At 64.6% G+C, this 22262-nt stretch carries 18 protein-coding genes; 7 read left to right on the top strand and 11 right to left on the bottom strand.

Going from position 1 to position 22262, the window contains the following annotated elements:
• A partial coding sequence (locus H9Q75_RS09930; protein WP_279287666.1) for a 4-hydroxyphenylacetate 3-hydroxylase C-terminal domain-containing protein occupies positions 1-201 on the top strand: 201 nt, incomplete at its 5' end.
• Between the two features lie 174 nt (positions 202-375).
• On the opposite strand, the gene H9Q75_RS09925 is transcribed toward H9Q75_RS09930, so the two are convergent.
• From H9Q75_RS09925 to H9Q75_RS09875, 11 genes are all read right to left on the bottom strand, one after another.
• Positions 376-1695 carry a DUF1576 domain-containing protein gene (locus tag H9Q75_RS09925; protein WP_186566616.1) on the bottom strand — a complete coding sequence of 440 codons (1320 nt, stop codon included), beginning with the start codon at positions 1693-1695 and terminating at the stop codon, positions 376-378.
• 30 nt (positions 1696-1725) lie between these two features.
• Positions 1726-2637, bottom strand: coding sequence for a riboflavin biosynthesis protein RibF (gene ribF / locus H9Q75_RS09920; RefSeq protein WP_186566614.1), 912 nt, complete (start codon positions 2635-2637; stop codon positions 1726-1728).
• The gene (gene truB / locus H9Q75_RS09915) at positions 2634-3521 is read right to left on the bottom strand and encodes a tRNA pseudouridine(55) synthase TruB (protein WP_186566613.1); all 888 of its coding nucleotides are present in this window, start codon (positions 3519-3521) and stop codon (positions 2634-2636) included. Before truB ends, ribF begins: the two co-directional genes overlap by 4 nt.
• Positions 3514-4461 carry a DHH family phosphoesterase gene (locus H9Q75_RS09910; RefSeq protein ID WP_186566611.1) on the bottom strand — a complete coding sequence of 316 codons (948 nt, stop codon included), beginning with the start codon at positions 4459-4461 and terminating at the stop codon, positions 3514-3516. Before H9Q75_RS09910 ends, truB begins: the two co-directional genes overlap by 8 nt.
• 5 nt (positions 4462-4466) lie before the next feature.
• Positions 4467-4856, bottom strand: a complete 390-nt coding sequence (gene rbfA / locus H9Q75_RS09905; protein WP_186566609.1) for a 30S ribosome-binding factor RbfA — start codon at positions 4854-4856, stop codon at positions 4467-4469.
• Positions 4857-4893: 37 nt separating this feature from the next.
• Positions 4894-5298, bottom strand: a complete 405-nt coding sequence (locus tag H9Q75_RS09900) for a hypothetical protein (RefSeq protein WP_186566607.1) — start codon at positions 5296-5298, stop codon at positions 4894-4896.
• An 812-nt stretch (positions 5299-6110) separates the two neighbouring features.
• Positions 6111-8495, bottom strand: a complete 2385-nt coding sequence (infB, locus tag H9Q75_RS09895) for a translation initiation factor IF-2 (protein WP_207720819.1) — start codon at positions 8493-8495, stop codon at positions 6111-6113.
• Between the two features lie 114 nt (positions 8496-8609).
• On the bottom strand, positions 8610-9152 hold the full coding sequence (locus tag H9Q75_RS12805; RefSeq protein ID WP_186566603.1) for a L7Ae/L30e/S12e/Gadd45 family ribosomal protein: 543 nt from the start codon (positions 9150-9152) through the stop codon (positions 8610-8612).
• Positions 9145-9417, bottom strand: a complete 273-nt coding sequence (rnpM, locus tag H9Q75_RS09885; protein ID WP_186566601.1) for an RNase P modulator RnpM — start codon at positions 9415-9417, stop codon at positions 9145-9147. Before rnpM ends, H9Q75_RS12805 begins: the two co-directional genes overlap by 8 nt.
• A gap of 72 nt (positions 9418-9489) precedes the next feature.
• A complete protein-coding gene (gene nusA, locus H9Q75_RS09880; protein ID WP_186566599.1) occupies positions 9490-10644 on the bottom strand; it encodes a transcription termination factor NusA in 1155 nt (384 codons plus the stop codon).
• Positions 10645-10714: 70 nt separating this feature from the next.
• Entirely contained in the window at positions 10715-11170 is a 456-nt protein-coding gene (locus H9Q75_RS09875; protein ID WP_186566597.1) for a ribosome maturation factor RimP, read from the bottom strand.
• A gap of 253 nt (positions 11171-11423) precedes the next feature.
• On the opposite strand from H9Q75_RS09875, the gene H9Q75_RS09870 reads away from it, so the two are divergent.
• The 6 genes from H9Q75_RS09870 (at position 11424) to H9Q75_RS09845 (ending at position 22250) form a co-directional block, all read left to right on the top strand.
• Positions 11424-12359 carry an AAA family ATPase gene (locus H9Q75_RS09870; RefSeq protein WP_186566595.1) on the top strand — a complete coding sequence of 312 codons (936 nt, stop codon included), beginning with the start codon at positions 11424-11426 and terminating at the stop codon, positions 12357-12359.
• 4 nt (positions 12360-12363) lie between these two features.
• Positions 12364-13371 carry a DUF58 domain-containing protein gene (locus H9Q75_RS09865; protein ID WP_186566594.1) on the top strand — a complete coding sequence of 336 codons (1008 nt, stop codon included), beginning with the start codon at positions 12364-12366 and terminating at the stop codon, positions 13369-13371.
• Positions 13368-15677 (top strand): transglutaminase-like domain-containing protein, encoded by a 2310-nt coding sequence (locus tag H9Q75_RS09860; RefSeq protein ID WP_186566592.1) that lies wholly within the window; start codon positions 13368-13370, stop codon positions 15675-15677. The genes H9Q75_RS09865 and H9Q75_RS09860 overlap by 4 nt, the downstream gene beginning before the upstream one ends.
• Positions 15678-15794: 117 nt before the next feature.
• Entirely contained in the window at positions 15795-18119 is a 2325-nt protein-coding gene (locus H9Q75_RS09855) for a sugar phosphate nucleotidyltransferase (RefSeq protein WP_341480934.1), read from the top strand.
• Positions 18120-18386: 267 nt separating this feature from the next.
• Positions 18387-20045: a ribonuclease J gene (locus H9Q75_RS09850; RefSeq protein WP_186566588.1), complete on the top strand. Its 1659-nt coding sequence runs from the start codon at positions 18387-18389 to the stop codon at positions 20043-20045.
• 144 nt (positions 20046-20189) lie between these two features.
• The gene (locus H9Q75_RS09845; RefSeq protein WP_186566586.1) at positions 20190-22250 is read left to right on the top strand and encodes a sulfatase-like hydrolase/transferase; all 2061 of its coding nucleotides are present in this window, start codon (positions 20190-20192) and stop codon (positions 22248-22250) included.
• Positions 22251-22262: the final 12 nt, after the last annotated feature.

The raw sequence follows: 22262 nt of genomic DNA, 5'->3' as shown, positions 1-22262 counted from the left end.
GACGGGGTCAGCACCGAGAACCGCCTGCGCATCCTGCGGCTGATCGAAAACCTGACCCTGGGCACCGCCGCCGTGGGCTACCGCACCGAGTCCATGCACGGCGCCGGCTCCCCTCAGGCCCAGCGCATCATGATCTCCAGACAGAGCAACCTCCTCCACAAAAAATCCCTCGCCAAGGCCCTCGCCCATATCAAGGAGTAAGAGGGGCGGAATCCCTGTGCGCCCGGTGGTCCGGCCGGATATGCAGGACTCAACCGGAGCACAGTCAAAGCACTCATCCGACTGTCTCTATAAAAAGAGCGCGCGGGCCTGCAGGCCCGCACGCTCTTTTATCGTAAAATTTCTCTGTGATACACAACCCATCGCTCTTTCGGCTTATCCCCGGTCATCCGGGGGTGGGGGAATGGTGGGCGTATCCTCTTCAAAGGCGTCAAAGTAATCTTCGTCCTGAATCTCCGGCTTGCGGTGGCGGATGGCCTCTGTGACGATGGGATAGATCACAATGGCGATCAGGCCGCCAGAAAAGCCGTTATTGTACAGGTTGAGCCCGGACACCGGTGAGCCGGCATAGAGCACCACCGCCGAGTGGAGGAACCCGGCCACCACGCCCACCGGCCACCCAAAGCAGCCGGAGATGGGGGCCAGGGTAGTGCCGAAGAGCATGGCCAGCTGCAGGGATCCGGCGCTCAGATCCTGGTGGAGCAGCAGGCCGCCCAGCACAACGCCCGCCATCACCGGCACGATGTTCCGTGCGTGCTTGCCGAAGGCAGAAAAGCCGATAATGGTCATGATTCCACCCAGAGTGGGGCCGTTCAGATCTCCGCCGGTGATCAGGATCACCGCAAGGCCGATCAGGCCGTTCACCCCCATGTTGATGAGCATGGGCGCGGGCCCCAGCATACGCAGATAATCGCTGGGCGCGCGGCCCGTGGTCTGGAGCAGCCGGCGATAGCCCGCCCAGGCCGCCCAGACAGGGCGGTTGCTGAAAAAGAGGCCCGCAAGGATAAACGCAGCGCACAGTACGCCTATGGCAATGGCCAGGGGGAGATTGTAGCCGGTCGCCCACAAATATACCGTCCCCAGGTCTGCGCCCAGCGAGCTCATCACCGGGGCCAGAATCAGAGCCAGCAGGCCGCAGGCGAATCCCATATTATATAGATTCATGCCGTTTTGGATCTTATATGTATAGGCCGACAGCGGCGGCAGGACAAATCCGATCAATACTCCCACCAGTATGCCCGCCGGTATACTGCCCCATCCATTATCCAGCGCCAGATAGCTTACCACAGGGGCCAGCGCGGTAGCCAGAAGCGCTGCTGTAGCGTAATTGTGGAATGGCTCCCGGCGGAGCTTGGCATAGAGAAAGGTACCGCCAATGATCGGCCAAATATTCACAATGTTTTTTCCAAAGAGGGCAAACCCAGCCATTAGGCCGATCTCTACCACCGTGTAGCCATTGACCGGGGCCTTTGAAAAATACAGCAGGCCGATGCTCAGCAGGGTCACCAACGCGGAGTTAACGAAGGCGGCGCCCGGTCCCGCGATCTTGAGGTAGTCGGTGATCAGCGCGTCTTCGGTAAATATGATGGTCTTCAGACCGGGCAGGATACTGCCCGGCTCCCCTAAGAGGAATCCCAGGACAAATAGATACCCCACAAAGCACAGCAGGATCGGATACACTCTTTTATAGCGCATGGCAGTCTCCCCTTTCCCTCGGTTTGGCCATCAATGATCCGCAAAATAGGTCCGCGTCTGTTCGGCGTTGCGCATAACCTCGTCCCGCAGCTCCTCCAGGGAGTTAAACTTCCGCTCCCCGCGCAGGTATTTATAAAATTCCATGCGGACCATTTTGCCATACAGGTCCCCATTGAAGTCCAGAATATACCCCTCTACCGTAACCCGGTCGCCGTCGTCTACCGTGGGCCGGACCCCTACGTTGGTTACCGCCGGGTGGCTCTCACCGTTTTCAAAGGTCACTTTGGTGGCGTACACCCCGTGGGCCGGCACCAGCACCCCCGGCTGAAACCGCAGGTTGACCGTTGGAAAACCCAAGGTGCTCCCCAGCTTTTTGCCGTGAGCCACCGTATCCGTCAGGGTGTGGGGGTGTCCCAGGAACTGGTTGGCCCGTTCCATCTCTCCCTGGGCAATCAGGGTGCGGATGTACGTGGAAGAGACGGTAATATGGTCCTGTTCTACCTTGGGAATAATGTCACAGCCGACGCCCAGCTCCCGGCACATGGCCTCCAGCCGTTCCGGGTTCCCCTCCCCCTTGTAGCCGAAGTGAAAATCATGTCCCGCCACCAGATGGACGGCGCCATGCTCCTTCACCAGATAGTCGGAGACAAACTCTTGCCAGGGCATATGCATCATCCGCTCGTCAAAGCGGGCCACAATCACGTCCCGGATCCCGTAATACCGCCGCATTAGATCCGCCCGGTCCAGGGGGGATGTGAGCAGAGGCATGGGCGTCTTTAAAATCAGGTTGGTCGGATGGGTGTCAAAGGTCACCGCGGATGGAACCGCGCCCAAAGACGCGGCCACCTCGCCCACCCGCCGAAGGAGGGCACCGTGGCCAATATGGACTCCGTCAAAAAAGCCCAGCGCCACTACGCGCCTGGTCGTTTCCTCTCGATTCAAATGCGATCCACCTCAAAAAAACTTTTTATTGTCGTCAGGGTGCCGCCGTGCACACGACCCAGCGCCAGAAATTCCCCCGCCGGCCCATAGACCCGGTACTCGCCGTCTCCGGCGTCCGGCGCCGGCGCCGGCGCGCCGTTACGCACCTTTTTGGCCGCACCCGCCTTCAGGGTGAGGGAAGGGCGGTCCGAAAAACAGTCGTCCACCGGCAGCAGCAGCTTCTCCGCCTCTCCCCGTTCGGCCGCGGCGCATACCTGCTCCAGCGTCACCGCCTGATCCAGGCCAAACCCCGCCGCCCGGGTGCGCCGCAGGTTGCTCATGCACCCGCCACACCCCAGCGCCTGCCCGATGTCGTGGCAGAGCGTGCGCACATAAGTTCCCTTGGAGCAGCCCACCCGCAGGACAAATTCGTCCGCCCCGGTCTGCCCCTCCGCCTGCAGGCTGAGGATCCGGACGGGCCGGGGGGGGCGCTCCACCTCGCAGCCCTTGCGGGCCAGCTCATAGAGCTTCTTTCCTTTGATCTTGATGGCCGAGTACATGGGGGGCACCTGAAGGATTTCACCCCGGAACGGCTCCAGGGCTGCCTCCAGATCCTGAAGCGTCCCAAGGAAGGGCCTCTCCTCCAGCACCTGGCCGGTGGTATCCTGGGTGTTGGTAGTGAGGCCCAGCTTCAGCCCCGCTACATATTCCTTTTCTCCCTCCGCGGCAAACTCCACCGCCCGGGTGGCCCGGCCCACGAACACAGGGAGCACCCCTGTGGCCATTGGGTCCAGTGTACCCGCGTGACCGACGCGCCGCTCACGCAGAAGTCCCCGCAGCTTGGCGCACACGTCCATAGAGGTCCATCCGGAGGGCTTGTCGATAATGATGATCCCATTAGCCATGGGCCACCTGCCGGATGGCTTCCAAAATCGCCCGCTCCGCATCCTCCACCGTGCCGGGGATGGTACAGCCCGCGGCGGCGGCATGGCCGCCGCCGCCCAGCAGGGCACACACCCTGGTGGCGTTGAGCCCACCGGAGGTGCGCACGCTCATCTTGCATCTGCCGTCCCGCTGCTCCCGTATGGTGACGGAGGTCTCCACCCCCTCCACCTGGCCCACAAAGGCGGCAATATCCTCCATATCATTCTCGGTGGCGCCCACGGCGGCCATCATGGACAAGGGCACCGGGGCCACGGCGATCCTGCCGTTTTCGTAGAGATGCATGCCCTCCACAATCATGCTCTCAATTTTCAGGCGCTTGAAGCTCTTGGTCCGGAAATGCCGTTTGTTCATGCCGGCGTAGTCAATGCCGGCATCCATCAGCGCCGCGGCCACCCGGTGGGTGGCCGGAGTGGTATTTCCGTACTGAAAGCAGCCGCAGTCCGTGGACACGGCCACATAGAGGGGCCCGGCGATCTCAGCCGTCACCGGCCCCAGCTCCCGCACCAGGTCATAGAGCAACTCTCCGCAGGCGGCCCGCCCGGCGTCCAGGCAGGTCTGTTCCGCAAAGAACTCCTGCGAGGGGTGGTGGTCAAAAGCCAGGTCGATCCCTTGTGCCAGCCAGACCTCCCCCTCGGGGGTAAACATTCCTCTTCCGGCCACGTCCACGCTCACCACAAAGTCGGGCTGCACGTCCGCCGGCGACAGATAGCCCTCCAGATAGGGCGCAAACAGCGCCGTGATATCCCGGTTGGGGAGCACCCAGGACCGCTTGCCCAAATTTCTCAGGGCCGCGCACAGGCCGGCGGCGCAGCCCACGGTGTCCCCATCGGGGCGCTTGTGGGTGAGTATGAGAATATTGTCCTGCCGCCGCAGCAGGGCGGCGGCCTCCGCGATCTTCATGGGGCTCACTCCTCGCTGTCCAGGTCGATATGGGCGTTGGCCGGATTGGCCGGCTTAACCACCTCCGGGTCCCGCAGCAGGCTGAGGATGTGCGCGCCCTTGTCAATGGAATCATCCCGTTCAAAGAGCAGCTCCGGCGTATACCGCAGCTGAAGGGCGCGGCCCAGCTCCCGCCGCAGGTAGCCCCCGGCGGATTTCAGCCCCTTGACCACCTCGTTCACATCGCTCTTGTCCAATACGCTCACATACACCCTGGCATAGCGCAGGTCGGCGGTGGTGTCCACAGCGGTAATGGAGACAAGCCCGTGGACCCGCGGGTCCTTTACCGTGCGGATGAGGTTGGCCAGCTCCCGCTGAATCTCCTCGTTGATGCGTCCAATGCGATTGCTTGCCATAGCGTTCTCCTTCTTTTGTTCAGAGGGGTTCCCCCTCTTAGATTCGGATGGTGAGGCAGCTCTGCCCCATGGGCCGCTCCTCCAGCTGCTCCAGGGCGGGCCCGTCCAGGGCGGACAGCGGCCCGGAAAATCGGGTCGGCTTTCCGGGCCCATCCCCCACCCACAGCTGCCACAGCTCCACCGTCTCGCCCGGGGCGCAATTCTGCGCCAGGTAGGCCCGCAGCAGGGCGGCCTCCTCCTCCGTCGGGCAGAGGTTCAGCTCATATCGGCAGGGCTTCATGGCCAGGCCCAGCTCCTCCACGGCATAGCGGTAGTATGTGTGGGGCTGGACGGAGAAACCGTCCTCCTCCACCGTAACGGCACGGACGGTCCGCGTCCGGCGGATACCGGGGTCATACAGGGGAAGAGGGTGATCGGCACACAGCAGGGTGACTGCGCTCATGGGGCGCCTCCTAAAAGCGTACAGACCCGCCCCCTCCTCAACAATTGGGGACGGAACGGGTCTGTTTGATTGGGGTTGTTCTATTTGCGGCTTCCGCCATGGGATTCGTCCCCGCAGGGGACGGAGGGTTTTGCGCTCCCGCGCAGGGCCCGGACCATTTCTTTTTCCAAAAAGAAACGGTCCGGGACTCTAAAGAAAAAACGTTCATCTAGGCCCTTGCGTTCTTCTGATCGGCGCGCCCGTCGGGGCGGCCACGCGGTTCCTTCGGCGGCTGGCCGCCTTCCCTGGCCGTAAATTGGCCTGGCACACCCCAGTCATGCGCGCCTCGCATGATAGCCGCGCGGCCGGGATATAAAGTCATTCGAGCCACAGGCCTGAGCACGGCGCGAATCTCCTGTGGCGGCTCGTCTGCACCCGTTCCAGCGCAACTGCTTACCAGATTTGCGGTTTACATGCCGAGGGGCGGCAGACAAACCCTCCAAGCGATTAAAACCCACCGCCGCCCGACCTTGGGGTCCAGGGGTCGAAGTGTCCGGTGGACACTTCGATAAAAAGAAGCGAAGCTCCCTTAGACTGGTGAAACCCCTGGTCGTTTTCCACCGGCTTTTGCAACTCAAAAGCCGGGCCCCCCGCGGGAGCACAAACCCCGGCGGGTCCTCCCGCGACTATTATACCTCGATCTGCTCCATCTCGTCGTCGCAAACGTCACGCCGCTCCGTCCGGCTTACGCCGGACATCCGCTCCGTTCTGTTGCTCCTCCTCTCCGGGCCGGACCCGCTTCGCTGGGTTCCGGCCCGGTCAGACAGGGCAGCTTACACCTCAATCTGCTCCATCAGGAAGGCCTCGATCACGTCGCCCTCCTTGATGTCCTGGAACTTCTCGAAGGTAATACCGCACTCGTAGCCCTGGGCGACCTCCTTCACGCTGTCCTTGAAGCGCTGGAGGGAGGCGATGGCACCGTCGTAAATGACGATATTGTCCCGCAGCAGGCGCATCTGCGCACCGCGCTGCATCCGCCCGTTGGTCACGTAGCAGCCGGCCACCATGCCCACGCCGGTGATGCGGAACACATTGCGCACCTCCGCCTGACCCAGCTCCACTTCCTTGAACTTGGGCGCCAGCATGCCCTTCATGGCGGTCTCAATCTCATTGATGCAGTCGTAGATCACCCGGTACATCCGCATATCCACATTGTTGCGGGCGGCGTTCTCCTTGGCATTGTTGTCCGGGCGGACGTTGAAGCCCACAATGATAGCGTTGGAGGTGGTGGCCAGCATAACATCGGACTCGTTGATGGCGCCCACCGCGCAGTGGATGACCCGCACGCGCACCTCTTCGTTGGAGATCTTCTCCAGGGAGGCCTTGACGGCCTCGGCAGAGCCCTGCACGTCGGCCTTGACGATGATGTTCAGGGTCTTCATCTCACCGGCCTGAATCTGGCTGAACAGATCCTCCAGGCTAACCTTGCCCACCGGGCCGGAGGCGGCCATCTTCTGCTCGTGCTTGCGCTGCTCCACCAGTTCGCGGGCCATGCGCTCGTCGGCCACGGCGTGGAAATCGTCGCCCGCGCCGGGCACCTCGCTCATGCCGATGATCTCAACCGGCACGGAGGGGCCGGCGGACTCCACCTTTTCGCCCTTGGCGTTGGTCATGGCGCGCACACGGCCCACCGCCGTGCCGGCGATAATCACGTCACCCTGGTGGAGGGTGCCGTTCTGCACCAGCAGGGTGGCCACGGGGCCGCGTCCCTTATCCAGCTTGGCCTCGATCACCGCGCCGTGGGCTGTACGGTTGGGGTTGGCCTTGAGCTCCTTCATCTCGGCGGTCAGGATCACCATCTCCAGCAGGTTGTCGATGCCCTGGCCGGTTTTGGCCGAGATGGGGCAAATGATGGTGTCGCCGCCCCACTCCTCGGGCACCAGCTCGTAGGCGGTGAGCTGCTCCTTAATACGCTCGGGGTTGGCCTCTGGCTTATCCATCTTGTTGATGGCCACAATCACCGGGATATTGGCGGCCTTGGCGTGGTTGATTGACTCCACCGTCTGGGGCATAATGCCGTCGTCGGCGGCCACCACCAGGATGGCCACGTCGGTGACCATGGCGCCCCGGGCGCGCATGGCGGTAAAGGCCTCATGGCCAGGGGTATCCAGGAAGGTGATGGGCTGGCCGTTGACCTGCACCTGATAGGCGCCGATGTGCTGGGTAATGCCGCCCGCCTCACCGGATACCACATTGGCGTGGCGGATATAGTCCAGAAGGGAGGTCTTGCCGTGGTCCACGTGGCCCATGACCACCACCACGGGGGCGCGGGGCTCCAGATCCTCTTCCTTGTCCTCGGCGGTGTCAATCAGGCGCTCCTCAATGGTGACAATGATCTCCTTCTCCACCTTGCAGCCCAGCTCCTCGGCGATGATGGCCGCGGTGTCAAAGTCGATCACATCAGAGAGGGACGCCATGACCCCGTTCTTCATCAGGGTCTTGACCACCTCGGCGCCGGTCTTTTTCATGCGGGAGGCCAGCTCACCCACACCGATCTCGTCGGGGATTTTCACCACCAGCGGGTGCTTTTTGGCAATCTCCGCCTGGAGGCGGCGCATCTTCTCCTGCTCCTCCTGGCGGCGCTTGCTGCCCTGGAAGCCGCCCTTGCGATTGCCGCCCCGGCCCTGGAACTTCTGCTTGCCGCCCTGCATCTGCTTGGTGCGTCCGGCGGCCAGATTCTCCAGCTTCTCATCGTATTTGGCCAGGTTCACATCGCCGCCCTTGCGGGTGTCCACAATCTTTTTCTCCGGCACCCGGGTGGTGGGGCGGCTGACCGGCTGCTGCTCCTGGCTCTGGGCAGGGCGCGGCTGGTTTTGTGCCTGCGCCGGAGCGCCGCTGCCGCTGGGGCGGGGCTGGGCCGGCAGCTGGGTCCGCTGTGTCTGGCCCGCCGGCGCGCCCTTCCCCGCCGGGGCCGCCATCTCCTGCTTGGCCGGCTGGGCGGGCTTGGGCTCCCGGTACACATCGGCAAAGATGCTCTCAATACTCTCCACCTGGTTGTGCTGGGTCAAATACTCGAAGATCAAGGAGAGCTCCCGGTCCTCCAGCACCTGCATATGATTTTTCGGGGTCGTTGCATACTTGGTGAGAATGTCGGAAATCTCCTTTGAATTCTTGCCAAAATCCTTAGCTACCTCATGCACACGATATTTATTCAGCAAAAAAGCCACCTCCACTGGAGGGCTTGCACCAATAGGAAAACCCGGAATTTTTCCGCGCTTTCTTATTGGAACAAGCCCGTCTGTTTCTATGCTGTACGCCGTTTCCTTTTTGGTTCATGGCGTCTGTTTTTTCCGGATGCTTACAATGCCGCGGGGGGCGGGCCGCCTCCCGGCCGGCGCGCCCGGCCCTCCGGCTCTGGGCCGCGCCTTCGGCTTGGCGGCCGGCGCTGCCCAAGGCTTTTTCTTCGCCTTGAGCAGATTCTTCTCGTGCCGGTGCTGTTCCTTCTGCCGCTGGAGCGCCTTCTGCGCCTTCTCCTCTAGCGCCCGGGCCGTCTCGCCGTAGCGCTCCGGCTCCTGCTGCGCCAGCTTGGCACACAGCGCGCAGGCCAGCCCGATCTCCGTCACCGCTGCCAACGCGCAGGAAGCGCGCCCCACTGCGCCGCCCAGCTCCACCTTGGTAAAGCCGGCCCTCAGCCAGGGCACATTGCCCTGCTGAGCGAAATGGGAGGCCCGCCGGACCGTGTTCTCCGCCGCGTCCGACGCCACCAGGATCAGCTTTGCCTGGCGCGCCCGGGCGGCGGCGCCCACCGGCTCCTCCCCCACCTCCAGGCGGCCCGCCTTTTTGGCGATACCGACCAGATGCAGTATACTATCCATCTCCGCCCTCCTTCATCTGCGCCTCCAGGGCATCGTACACCCCGTCCGGCATCTGGGCGGAAAAAGCTCTCTCCAATGCTCTGGACTTGCGGACCCGCTTGAGACACTCCGGATCCGGGCACAGATAGGCGCCCCGGCCCGGCTTCTTGCCCTTAAAGTCCAGTGAGATCTCCCCCTCTGGGGAGCGGACCACCCGGATCAGCTCCTTCTTGGGTTTCATCTCCCTGCATCCAAGACACTGGCGCAGCGGTATTTTCTTGGGCACGATGGGTCACCTCCTGCTCACTTCGGCCCGGGGAACCGGGTTCAGACACAAGTCCCGCCGGAACCGCCTTTTTTACTCCTCGGCCTGCTCCTCATCCTCCAGGAGCATGTCGCCCTCTGCCTCCGGCTCCTCGGCGGGGGCGGAGGCGGGCTTGATATCGATCTTCCAGCCGGTCAGCTTGGCCGCCAGCCGGGCGTTCTGGCCCTCCTTGCCGATGGCTAGGGAGAGCTGGTCGTCCGGGACCACCACGCGGCAGCTCTTGCCCTCCTCCTGAGTATCCACGCTGAGCACGTCGGCGGGGGCCAGGGCTGCGGCCACATAGGCGGCCGGGTCCTCCGACCATTTGATGATGTCCACCTTTTCCCCCTTGAGCTCCTCCACAATGTGGTTGACCCGCTGGCCGCGGGGACCCACACAGGCGCCGATGGGGTCCACGTTGGGGTCGGCGGACCACACGGCCAGCTTGGTGCGGCTGCCCGCCTCCCGGGCGATGGATTTGACCTCCACCGTGCCGTCGTAGATCTCGGGCACCTCCATCTCAAACAGCCGCTTGACCAGCCCCGGATGGGTGCGGGAGATGAGCACCTGAGGCCCCTTGGTGGAGCGGCGCACCTCCACCACATACACCCGCAGGCGCATGCCCTCGGTATAGCTCTCGCCGCGGACCTGCTCGCCGGGGGCCAGGAAGGCCTCGGTGGCCTCGCTGCCGGAGCCGATGCGCAGACTGGCCGCGCCGGAGCGGGGGTCGATGCGGGTCACCACGCCGGTCAGGATCTCGTGCTCCTTAGAGCTGAATTCATCATAAATCATGCCCCGCTCGGCCTCGCGCATACCCTGGATAATCACCTGGCGGGCGGTCTGGGCGGCGATACGGCCAAAGTCCCGGGTCTTGACCTCGATGCGGATCACGTCGCCCAGGGAGACCTGGGGCAGTTTTTCCCGCGCCTCGGCCAGGCTCATCTCGGTGCAGGGGTTATCCACCGTCTCCACCACGTCCTTCTTGACGTACATGCGCACGGTGCCCGCCTGCTCGTTGGCGTCCACCATCACATTGTCGCCCACGCCCTCATGGTCCCTCTTATAGGCGGATACCAGGGCCTGGGTGATCTTTTCCAGCATATAGCTCTTGGGGATACCCTTTTCCTTTTCAATCAGATCAATGGCCGCGAAAAACTCGGCCCCGTCCAGCTCGTTGGTCTTCTGCGCTTTGCTATTCTTCTTCGGCATAATCCTTCTCCTCTCCCCGCCGGGCCCGCTTGGCCGGGCTTCGGCGCGGCCTGTATCTCTAAATGAATGGTTAAAACCGGACCGCCAGCCGCACCTGGGCCACGTCCTTTTTGGCAAATTCCTTCCGGCCACCGAGGGTGTCCAGGCTCACTGCGCCGTCACTGTAGCCGGCCAGCGCCCCGATCCAATCCTTCGCGCCGTCCAGCGCCCGGTAGAGGCGTACCTCCACCTCCGCGCCCATGAACTGCGCAAAATGCTCTGGCTTTTTCAGCGGCCGGTCCGCGCCGGCGGAGGACACCTCCAGCGTATAGGAGCCCTCAATGGGGTCCAGCTCATCCAGCTTGTCGGACAGGGGACGGGAGACTGCCTCGCAGTCCTCAATGGACACGCCGCCCTCCTTGTCGATATACACCCGCAGAAACCAGGAGCCGGCCTCCCGCACATATTCCACGTCCCAGAGAGAGCACCCCTGCTCCGCCGCGATGGGAGCGGCCAGCTGGGCCGTCAGTTCCGTTACTTTCGCCATGCACATACCTCCGGGACGGGACATCCACAATTTTCCAGTCCCATTTTTCTCAATCAAAAAGAGCGGGGCGGACCCCACTCTCATTACACCTACACTACCTTATAGTTGTGATTATAGCACAAAGCCGCTTCCCGCGCAAGGCTTTTCCGTGATTTTTTAGGGGTTGTCATCTGTTTTGTAACCGTTTCTCAGTTGACATAACTATCACCTTTCGATAAAATGGAAGAAATTGATGCAGGAGGGCGGCGCATTCATGAAGGGGAATCCGTTATTGGGCGAGGTACTCGCCCAGGTCCGTCAGGCCGTGGTGGGCAAGGACGAGGTGCTGGGCAAGGTTCTGCTGGCCATTTTGGCCCGGGGACATATCCTCCTGGAGGATATTCCCGGCGTGGGCAAGACCACCATGGCCCTGGCCTTCTCCCGGGCCCTGGGTCTGTCCTATAACCGAGTGCAGTTCACGCCGGACGTGATGCCCTCGGACATCACGGGCTTTTCCATCTTTAACAAGGCGTCTGGACGGATGGAGTACCAGCCGGGCGCGGTGCTGTGCAATCTGTTTCTGGCGGACGAGCTCAACCGGGCCACCAGCCGCACCCAGTCCGCCCTGCTGGAGGCCATGGAGGAGGGGCAGGTAACGGTGGACGGGGTATCCCATGCGGTGCCCCAGCCCTTTCTGGTCATCGCCACCCAGAACCCGGCCGGCGCCTCCGGCACCCAGCTGCTCCCCGACTCCCAGCTGGACCGGTTTATGGTGCGTCTGTCCATCGGCTACCCCGCCCCGGCGGATGAGGCGGCCATGGTGCGCCGCAAGCAGGCGGGCAATCCCCTGGACCATGTGCGTCAGGTGACCGATCTGGCCGGTCTGGCCGATCTGCGGACGCAGGCCGACCGGGTCTACGTCTCTGACGAGGTGCTGGACTACATCGTCAGGCTGATCACCGCCACCCGCAGTCATCCCCTGATCCTCCAGGGGGCCAGTCCCCGGGCCACGCTGGCGGTGACCGCCATGGCCAAGGCCGCCGCCCTGCTGCTGGGGCGGGACTATGTCCTGCCGGAGGATGTGGCCCTGGTGTTCTCCGACGTGGTGACCCACCGGCTGCTGCTCTCCCCCCGGGCTCAGAGCGAGGCCGAGCCCTTCCGCCCGGCGGAGGAGCTGCTGCGCGCCGTCCCGGCCCCCAAGGTGGAGTAAGGCCATGCTCCATCGCCGGATCGGCTATGCCGGGCTTTTGGCCGCCGCAGTTCTCTTCCAGATCGTCTTTGTAGGCTGGCTGTCCACTTTTCTTCTGGCACTGGCCTTCCTCTTTCCCCTGCTCTCTCTGGCCCTGAGCCTGCCGGGGATGCGCCTTTGCCGCCTCTCCCTCGGCCCTCGTGCCTCCCGGGTCGTCCGGGGAGCGGAGGGCGCCTTTGTGCTGTCCCTGTCCAATCCCACCCATCTGCCCCTGTCCCGGGTGCGGGTGTGGTATGATTATACCAATCAATTGACCGGGACGCGCCGCAGCTTCCGTCGGGATTTCTGCGGGGCCGGCGGGGGTGCGGCGATGGAGATCTCCTTTGCCGCACCCCACTGCGGACAGGTGGTGTGCCGGATCAGCCGGGCCCGGGTGTGCGACCTGCTGGGCCTGTTCTCCCTACCGGTCCGCCATGGCGGATCGGCCGCTCTGCTGATCACCCCGGAGCCTCTGGAGCTTCCCCTCCCCCCGGAGCTGACCGGCAGCGAGCAGCAGGGCGTCCGTCTGCGCCCCCGCCCCGGCGGCGGCCCCGGCGAGGACTACGACCTGCGGGACTACCGGGCCGGGGACCCCCTGCGCGCCATCCACTGGAAGCTCTCCTCCAAGCGGGACGAGCTGGTGGTACGGGAGACCCTGGAGCCCCACCGCGCCCCCCTGGCCCTGACCTATGACCACTTCGGCGCCCCAGAGGAGCTGGACCGGGTATTTGCCTGCCTGTGCGCCCTGTCCCGGGGGCTTCTGGAGCAGGCACGCCCCCACGCCATCGTGTGGGCCGACCCCCGCTCCGGTGCAGTCCACTGCAGCGTCGTCACCTGCCCGCGGGAGCTGGCGGGTTTTCTGGAGGAGGCCTTTTCCCTGTCCGCCCCCGCTGCGGGGCGGTCGGTGCTGGACGGCCCCATCTCCATCCCCGGAGAGCCCGGCGTGGTGCGCCGCCTCCACATCACCCCCCAATGGGAAGGAGGGAGCCTATGAAGCCCGCCGCCCGTGCCTTCCCCGTCTCCCCTGTGTCCCTTCTGACCGGCGGTATCCTGCTCTTTTTGTCCCTATACGGGGCGGTGTTCTGCTTTACCTCCGCCTTTTCCGCGCCCGTGTCCGAGTCCCATCTGCTGATTCTGTGCGCGGTGTGGGCCGGGCTGTTCTTGGCGGTCTTTTCTCTGCCCCGTCTGCGCTGGCTGGCGCTGCTGTGTGTGGTCTGCGCCGCCGCCCTGGCCGTCTGGCGGCTGCGAGGAACCCTGTATCTGGGTGAAATCGCGGTGCGCTGCGCGGTGGTCAACACCTTTGCCGCCCAGTTTCCATCCATCGGCGTGATAGAGCCCATCGCCCAGCTGCCCCAGTCAATCTGGACGCAGGCCGCCACTGTGCTGGTGGGCGCCGCGGCCCTGCCCCTGGCCGGCCTGCTGGGTCTGTCCGCGGTGCGCCTGCGCTCAGCCTGGCTCACCCTCGCCTTTACGCTCCCCTTCGCCGCGGTTCCGGTGGCCATTCTCATCACCCCCGCCTGGCCGCCCCTGGCCGCCCTGCTGTGCGTGTGGTGCGCCATGGCCCTCTCCGCTCTGGCCGGCCGATGGGATCCCGCCGGCGGCGCCCGCCTGACCCTTCTTGCCCTCCCCGCCGCGGCGGTCCTGCTGCTGGTGCTCACCGCCGCCCTACCCCGGGAGGACTATCAGCGTCCGGCCTGGGCCGACCGGGCCAACGTCTCGCTCACCAGCTGGGTCACCCGCATCACTGACCGTTTTCTGTTCGACAGGTCCGGCGGCGCTCTGACCGCCGCCGACGCCGGCGTCGACCTGTCCAGCGCCGGCCCCCTGCGCTACTCCGGGCGCATGGTGCTGCGGGTGGAGACCCCGCTGCGGGGCCGGATCTACCTGCGCGGCTTTTCCGCCGGAGTTTATCAGGACAGCCAGTGGTCGCCGTTGTCCGACGCGGACTATGAATTGCTGGATTGGGAGAGCGATCCGCTCCCCCTCTACAGCAGCCTTTACCGCCCCTCCCTGGGCGGCTTTCAGCCCATGAACTTTCCCGCCCTGGCCGACCGGGACGCCTTTCCCGGCCACAATTATGTGCCGGTGAGCGTGGAAAACACGGGCGCTGATCCGGGGTATGTGTACTACCCCTACCAGCTGCTCTCCACCCCGGAGCAGGTCAACGGAGCCCAGTTCGTCCACGACGGCTGGCTGGCCCGGGAGGAGGGGGTGTGGAAGCACACCCTCTATGTGATGCCGGAATGCGATCCGCTCAGTCAGGCCCAGCTGTCTCCACAGGCCAGGCAGGCCGAGGCCTCCTACCGGGACTTTGCCGGCCTCCACTATTGTGACGTGCCGGCGGAGCTTCTCTCCCCCCTGTCCGACTGTCTGGAGCAGATGCTCAATCACCCCGGGCACTCCCTTCCCGGCGGGGCGGACAACCCCCACTACCAGGCGCTGATGTACGGTTCTTACACCTCTTCCAATGAATTCAGACTGGAAATTGCCGCCCTGATCAGGGATTATCTGGGCAAACTTGCGGTCTATGATCCGGACACCCCCGCCGCCCCGGACGGGGAGGACGCGACGCTCTATTTCCTCACCGAGAGCCGACAGGGCTACTGCATGCATTTTGCCAGCGCCGCCGCCCTGCTGCTGCGGCTGGTGGGGATTCCCACCCGCTATGTGGCCGGCTATGTGGCTGATATTCCGGCCTCCGGAAAGGCCAATGTACCCGACTCCAACGCCCACGCCTGGGTCGAAGTCTACCTGGATGGCTACGGCTGGGAGCCTGTGGAGGTCACTCCCGCCTATGCCGGGAGCCGCCCCGGTCAGAGCGGGACGGTTGCCCAGCCCAGCCCCACCCCCGGTGCCGCGATCACGCCGCGCCCCTCCGCCGGCCCGGCCACGCCCTGGCCGACGCCCACACCCACGCCCGCGCCTTCGCCCGCGGACGAGAGCTCCATCCTCCCCCCGCGTCTGCTGTGGATCCCGGCGGCGGCCCTGGCCGTTCTGGCCGTTTTGGCGCTGCGCCGCCGAATTCTGCTCCGCCGCAGGGCGCGGCGCTGGCTTGGATCGGAGCCCGACCGCGCTGTGATCGATGCCTACCGCTATCTGGTCCGGCTCTCCCGCTGGGGCGGCTGCATCCCAGAGGAGGTGGAAGCCCTGGCCAAAAAAGCAAAATTCAGCCAGCACCCCCTGACCGCGGCAGAGCGCGACGCAGTCCTGGCTGCCGCACGGGAGCAGGCCGCGGCCGTCTGGCAGTCCCTGTCCTGGTGGAGGCGTGTGCTCTTCCGCTACGGTATGGTTTTCAATTGAACCTTTCCCCTTCCGCGAACCGCCTGCGAGCCGACAGTGCCCGCAGGCTTATTTTTTTGCTTGTGTGGCAATACTAGTGGAAACCCGCTTTGAAAGGATGGTTTTCACTTGAAAGCAGTGATTATGGCCGGGGGCGAGGGTACTCGCCTGCGCCCCCTGTCCCTGGGGCTGCCCAAGCCCATGACCCCCCTGTTTGACCGGCCGGTAATGGCCCATATCATCGACCTGCTCCGCCGCTGCGGCATCCGGGAGATCGCGGTCACCCTGCAGTACATGCCCCAGGCGGTCATGGACTACTTTGGGGACGGCAGCGAGTTCGGTGTACGCCTGGCCTATTTTGTGGAGCGGGAGCCCATGGGCACTGCGGGCGGCGTAAAAAACTGCATGTCCTTTCTGGGCGACGAGGACTTTTTGGTGATCAGCGGGGATGCGGTGTGCGACCTGGACCTGGAGGCCGCCATCGCCTTCCACCGCAGCCAGCCCTCCGCCGCCACCCTGGTGCTCCACCCCCATCCAGCGCCGCTGGAATACGGCCTGGTGGTCACCGATGACCGGGGACGAATCACCAGGTTCATTGAAAAGCCCGGCTGGGGCCAGGTTGTGACGGACATGGTCAACACGGGCATCTACCTGCTCACCCGTCAGGCCATGGAGCATGTGCCTGACGGGGAGCCCTGCGACTTTGGTCGGGATCTGTTTCCCCGCCTTCTCTCGGAGGGCGCGCCCCTGTTCGGCTATTGCGCAGAGGGCTACTGGTGCGACATGGGGGACTGCAGGGCCTATCTGGACTGCGTGGCCGACGCGCTGTCCGGCAAAGTGCATCTGGACCTGAGCGCGCCGCAGATCGCCCCCGGCGTGTGGTCGGCCAGCCCCATTCCCCCGGGTGTGCAGATCATTCCCCCCTGCCGCATCGGGCGGGACGTGTCCCTGGCCCCCGGCTGTCTCATCGGCCCCCACACCGCCCTGGGCTCCGGAAGCACGGTGGGGCCGCGCTCCATGGTGCAGCGCTCCGTGCTCCACGGCTGCGCGGTGGGGGCGGGCGCCGCCCTGTATGGGGCCATCCTGTGCAAAGGCGCATGGGCCGGGGATGGCTGCGTCCTCAACGAGGGCGCGGTGCTGGGTGAGAACGCCCGGGCCGGAGAAGACGCCATCCTGGCCGAGGGGGTCAAGGTGTGGCCCAACCGGGAGGCCCCTGCCCATGGAAAGCTCACCTCCAACCTGACCACCGGCGGGATGCGCGGGCCTGTCGCCTTTGGGGACGGCGGCGTGATCCGGGGCGGCCTGGGCGCGGAGATCGGTCCGGAGCTACTGCTCGCGCTGGGCAATCTGTTCGCCGCCGACGGAGCGCTGGGGCTCGGCCACTCCGGAGGCGAGGGGGCCCGTATGCTGGCCCAAGCGGCGGGCAGCGGAGCGGCCGCCGCCGGCGCTCGGGTCTACCTGCATGACGCCCCCTCACCCGCCGCAGCCGCCTGGCTCGGGGAGTGCTATGGTCTGACCTCCTCTCTCTTTGTGGAACAGGAGGGGGAACGGGTCTACCTGCACCTGTTCGGACGCAGCGGCCTGCCCCTGGACCGGGCCCGCCAGCGCAAGCTGGAGAGCGCGCTGCTCCGCGGGGAGCAATCCCGTGTACCTGCCCTGCGGGTGGGCAAATGGGACAACGTCTCCGGCGTACACGCCGCCTATGCCGCCGACGCCGCCCGGCGCGCCCGTTTTTCCCGCGCTCCGCTGCGGCATGTGGAGGTCTCCGTGCCCGGCCGCACGCCAAATGACCGGGCGATGGCCGAGGCTCTGGCCGAACTGGGCTGCACGGTCCTGGAAGAGCGCAGGCCCGGTATTCCAGGCTTCGCCTCCGAACACGGCGGTTTTCGGCTCTCTGGCTGGGATGAGGCCGGGAAGCCTCTGCCCCCGGAGTCCCTCCTTACTCTGATCACCCTCATTGAGTGCGAGAACGGCGGCGGGCGGGTGGCGGTTCCCTCCGGGGCTCCTGTAGCAGTGGAGACCACCGCCGCAGGCTGCCGGGGGGCGGCCCTGCGCCTGGGTCGGGACGGCCCGGAGGCGGAGGAGCGCTACCAGGCGCTGCCCTGGCTGCGGGACGGCGTATTCGCCGCCTGCCGCATCTGCGCCCGTATGGGGGTCACTGGGGAATCGCTGCAGGCCCTGGCGGGCAAAATTCCCCGCTTTGCCCTGCGCAGCCGGGAGGTCCCTCTGCGCCGCAGCCGGGGCGAGCTGATGCAGGTCCTGGCCGCTGCAGCCGGGGCCGAGCCCGCCGGAGACGGCGTCCGCCTGCGTCAGGGACAGGGCTGGGTCTATCTGTCCCCCCTCACCCGCCGCCCCGCCCTGCGGGTGGTGGGTGAGGGACCCGACCTGGAGACCGCCGCCGAGCTGTGCGATTTCTTTGCCCAGCAGGTGCGGAAGCTGGACGCCGCGCCGGAGGAAAAATAAAGGTATACTTTTCCATGCTTGTGTGGTATACTAAATAAATCAAAGATGGCTTTATGTGTGTTCAGCGCACTGATATAAGGCAGGACACGGTATGAATAGAGCGCGGACCATGGCGAGGGGCCGCCCCCTTTTCCGGCGAGGCAGGGCCGGAACGGGCGGGCGGATTCGCCCTTGTTTTGCTGTGCCCGAATGGGCAGTCCCGGCGCTCCCGTGTCCCTACATACCCAACCAATGGGAAAAATAAAGAAGGAGTGTCATACTGATACAATGGCAGAAAAATTGAAAATTATTTCTCTGGGCGGTCTGAACGAGATCGGCAAGAACCTGACCGTATACGAGTACGGCGGGGATATGATCGTGGTGGACGTTGGCATGGGCTTCCCCGACGACGATATGTACGGCATCGACGTGGTTATCCCCGACTTCACCTATCTTATCAAGAACAGGGACCGCATCCGCGGCATCTTCCTCACCCACGGGCATGAGGACCACATCGGCTCCATCCCCTATCTGCTGCGGGACGTGCAGGCCCCCATCTACGCCACCCGCATGACCGCGGGACTGGTGAAGCTCAAGCTGGAGGAGCACCGTCTGTTGGACAAGACCAAGCTGGTCACCTGCGAGGCGGGCGAGGTTGTGAAGGCGGGTAAATTCACCGTGGAATTCATCCACGCCAACCACTCCATTGCCGACGCGGTGAGCTTCGCCATCAAGTGTGGCGTTGGCACGGTGGTGCACACCGGCGACTTCAAGATCGACCCCACGCCCATCCAGGGGGGCATGATGGATCTGGGCCGCCTGGGGCAGCTGGGCAAGGAGGGCGTTTTGGCCCTGCTGGCCGACTCCACGAATGTGGAGCGCCCCGGCTACACCAAGAGCGAGCGCAGCGTGGGCGCATCCTTTGACGCCCTGTTCCGCGGGTGTGAAAGCCGCATCATCGTCACCACCTTCGCCTCCAACGTGGACCGCATCCAGCAGATCATCGACGTGGCCGCCCGCTACGGCCGCAAGGTGGCGGTCACCGGCCGCAGCATGGAAAACGCCATGAAGGTGTCCACCGAGCTGGGCTACATGAAGGTGCCGGAGGGCGTGGTGGTGGACATCAACCACATCAAGAGCCTACCCAAGAATAAGATCTGCATCATCACCACCGGCAGCCAGGGGGAGACCATGTCCGCCCTCACCCGCATGGCCTACTCCACCCACCGGCAGGTGGACATACAGGCCGGGGACCGGGTCATCATCTCCGCCTCCGCCATTCCGGGCAACGAGAACGCCATCGGCAACGTGGTCAACGAGCTCTACCGCAAGGACGCCGAGGTGGTCAACGAGCGGGAGGCGGCCCTCCATGTCTCCGGCCATGCCTGCCAGGAGGAGCTGAAGATCATCCACGCCCTGGTGCAGCCCAAATTCTTTATCCCGCTCCATGGCGAGCAGCGCCACCTCAAGACCCACGCCAAGCTGGCCCAGCAGATGGGCATGAATCCCAAGCATATCATCATCAGCGACATCGGCAAGGTCATCGAGCTTACCCCCAGCTCCGCCAAGATCAACGGCACCGTGCCCTCGGGCCGGGTGTTTGTGGACGGCTACGGCGTGGGCGACGTGGGCAGCGTGGTGCTGCGGGACCGCAAGCATCTGGCCGAGGACGGCATGATCGTGGTGGTGACCTCCATGTCCGGCGAGGACGGCAGCCTGGTCTCCGGCCCGGACATCATCACCCGGGGCTTTGTATACGTGAAGGAGTCCGAGGCGCTGATGGAGGAGCTGCGGTGCGTGGCCATGCGCGCTCTGGAAAACTGCCAGCGTGACAACTGCACCGACTGGGCCGCCATCAAGAGTGAGGTCAAAAACGCCCTCTCCAGCTTCCTCTACAAAAAGACCAAGCGCAACCCCATGATCCTGCCTGTCATCATGGAGGTCTGAACATCCCGGCTTCCCCTCCGCGCCAGAGGCGCGGAGGGGAAGCTTTCTGTTTTATCGCCCCTTCCGGCCCCGCGCTTGCGTTTTCATCAGAATCTGCTATAATCTTTTTGTTTTGTATCCGTTTGCCTGAGAGGAGGTGGACCCATGGCCAAATCGAATACCGCCCGCAGACAGCGGGAGCTGGAGCGCCGCCGGAAGAAGAACCGTCAGCGCTCCAACGCGGCCCGCAGGCCCGCCTCCGCCCAGCCCCAGGCGGTCATACCGGCCCACTCCGCGGCTGGGCGGCCGCCGGAGCCGCCCCGGGAGCCCTCAAAACCCAAACGGCCGGTCTGGGCGCTCTGCTCCAAGCCCTGGGTCTGGTATGCCCTGTGCGGCCTGGCCCCGCTGGTGTCCCTGTTCTCTTGTCAGTTGATGACCCTGCAGGATGTGGGGGCGGTCTTTGCCTGGCTGGGCGGCCACCCGGGGGCCGCCCTGTTTACTTATCTCCTGCTCCTGGCGGCCCAGGTCCTTTTGGCCGCCCTGACTCAGCGGCTCTTCTGTTCGGCCATGATTGTCCAGGTCTCCGCAGTATGCCTCGCCATGGCCAGCCATTTTAAGGAGGTGGCCAACGGCGTCCCCCTGCTGGCCAGCGATCTGGCTATGGCGGGGCGGGCGGGGGAGCTGCTGGGCTTTGTCCAGCCCAGGACGGCCATGGGCCCCGGCTTCTGGCTGGCCTTCGCCCTTCTGGCCGTCCCTATGATTCTGATCTTTCTTCTGGCTCACCGCCCCAGACATCTGCGCCGCCGGTGGCCAATCCGCCTGGCGGCCGCTCTGGCTTGCGCCCTGGTTCTGGTCGGTTCGGGCACACTGGCTCCCGCCCGGGCCTTTCTCCTGGGCCCCGGCGGGGAAATCCAGGCCGAGCGCAACCAGCGTCTGGGCTTTCTCGCCGGGCTGTTCAGCGGTATTCTGGACCATGCCGTGCAGGAGCCGGACGCCTATAACGAGGAGCGCATGAACGCCATTCTCGTCCAGGCCCGACTGGGCGCCCCTGCGGATGCGGATGCACACAATGCCCAGGGTGTGCGGCCCAATGTGATTCTCGTGATGTCGGAAAGCTTCTGCGATCCCACGGTGGTGCTCCCCGGGGTGGAGTTCCAGGACGACCCCATCCCCAACTTCCACGCTCTGGCCCAGGCGTGGCCCTCCGGTGAATTTCTCTCCAATACCTACGCCGGGGGCACGGGCAATGTGGAAATGGAGGTCTTTACCGGGATTCCCAGCGCCTACCTGGGGGAGGATGAATCGCTCACCTCTCTCAAGGACGCCTCCGCCTATGAGCGCATCCCCTCGATCATTAAGGCCTTCTCCTCAGAAGGCTATGCCACCGAGTTCATCCACTCCTTCTCTGACCGGCTCTACAACCGGCGGAGCAATTTCCCCGCCATCGGCTTTGAAACGCTGGTCTTTGAAGGCGATTTCCCTTCGGACGCGCCGCGCTCCGGCCCCTATCTCTCCGACCTGGCCCTGACCCAGCAGCTCATTGCGGAATTTGAGGGGCGGGACAAGAGCAGACCTCTGCTGCTCTACGGCCTGTCCATGGAAAATCACCAGCCCTATTACGCCGGCAAATTTTCACAGCCCTCCGGTCTGCGCTGGTCCGCCCCCGGCCTGGACGAGACCGCTCTGGCCTCCGTGGACGCCCTGCTCCAGGGCCTGCACGACGCGGACGCGGCCCTAGGCGCCCTGCTGGACTATTTTGAGGGCTGTCCGGAGCCGGTGATGGTGGTATTCTGGGGGGACCACCTGCCCAGCCTGGCCCTGGACGACGACAACACCGTGTACTCTCTGCTGGGCTACTCCAGCTCCGCCGACACCGGTACCTGGCAGCCGGAGGAGCTCAAGCGGATGCTCACCACCCCCTTTCTGGTCTGGAACAACTACGGCGCTGAGCTGGAGATTCCCGGGGTCGTCAGCACTCTGCGGCTGGGCACCAGTATTTTGGACTGGGCAGGGGTGGACAAGCCGCTCTACTTCCGCTGGGTGGACCGCGCGCTTGCGGACATGCAGCTCTATCGTCAGCGGCTCTTTGTGGACGGGGACGGTGTCCCTTACGTGCAGCCCCCCGCCGGGGCCGCATCCGACACGGCCGACGATTACCGCACTCTGGTCTACGACCTGCTCTACGGCGAGGGCTATGTGGCCCGGTCCATGACCGCCTCCCCCTGACTCGGCGTCAAA

Source organism: Lawsonibacter celer (assembly GCF_014281125.1).
Classification (GTDB): domain Bacteria; phylum Bacillota; class Clostridia; order Oscillospirales; family Oscillospiraceae; genus Lawsonibacter_B; species Lawsonibacter_B celer.
The sequence above is the reverse complement of the archived record's forward strand: the minus strand, read 5'-3'. Positions and strand labels throughout refer to the sequence as shown.

Bases quoted from the DNA above. Each gene is read 5' to 3' on its own strand.
- H9Q75_RS09875 (WP_186566597.1), bottom strand. From the start codon at position 11,170: ATGGCGAAAGTAACGGAACTGACGGCCCAGCTGGCCGCTCCCATCGCG.
- H9Q75_RS09865 (WP_186566594.1), top strand. From the start codon at position 12,364: ATGCTCCATCGCCGGATCGGCTATGCCGGGCTTTTGGCCGCCGCAGTT.
- H9Q75_RS12805 (WP_186566603.1), bottom strand. From the start codon at position 9,152: ATGGATAGTATACTGCATCTGGTCGGTATCGCCAAAAAGGCGGGCCGC.
- H9Q75_RS09925 (WP_186566616.1), bottom strand. From the start codon at position 1,695: ATGCGCTATAAAAGAGTGTATCCGATCCTGCTGTGCTTTGTGGGGTAT.
- truB (WP_186566613.1), bottom strand. From the start codon at position 3,521: ATGGCTAATGGGATCATCATTATCGACAAGCCCTCCGGATGGACCTCT.
- H9Q75_RS09845 (WP_186566586.1), top strand. From the start codon at position 20,190: ATGGCCAAATCGAATACCGCCCGCAGACAGCGGGAGCTGGAGCGCCGC.
- H9Q75_RS09910 (WP_186566611.1), bottom strand. From the start codon at position 4,461: ATGAAGATCGCGGAGGCCGCCGCCCTGCTGCGGCGGCAGGACAATATT.
- H9Q75_RS09860 (WP_186566592.1), top strand. From the start codon at position 13,368: ATGAAGCCCGCCGCCCGTGCCTTCCCCGTCTCCCCTGTGTCCCTTCTG.
- H9Q75_RS09850 (WP_186566588.1), top strand. From the start codon at position 18,387: ATGGCAGAAAAATTGAAAATTATTTCTCTGGGCGGTCTGAACGAGATC.
- H9Q75_RS09870 (WP_186566595.1), top strand. From the start codon at position 11,424: ATGAAGGGGAATCCGTTATTGGGCGAGGTACTCGCCCAGGTCCGTCAG.
- nusA (WP_186566599.1), bottom strand. From the start codon at position 10,644: ATGCCGAAGAAGAATAGCAAAGCGCAGAAGACCAACGAGCTGGACGGG.
- rbfA (WP_186566609.1), bottom strand. From the start codon at position 4,856: ATGGCAAGCAATCGCATTGGACGCATCAACGAGGAGATTCAGCGGGAG.
- H9Q75_RS09900 (WP_186566607.1), bottom strand. From the start codon at position 5,298: ATGAGCGCAGTCACCCTGCTGTGTGCCGATCACCCTCTTCCCCTGTAT.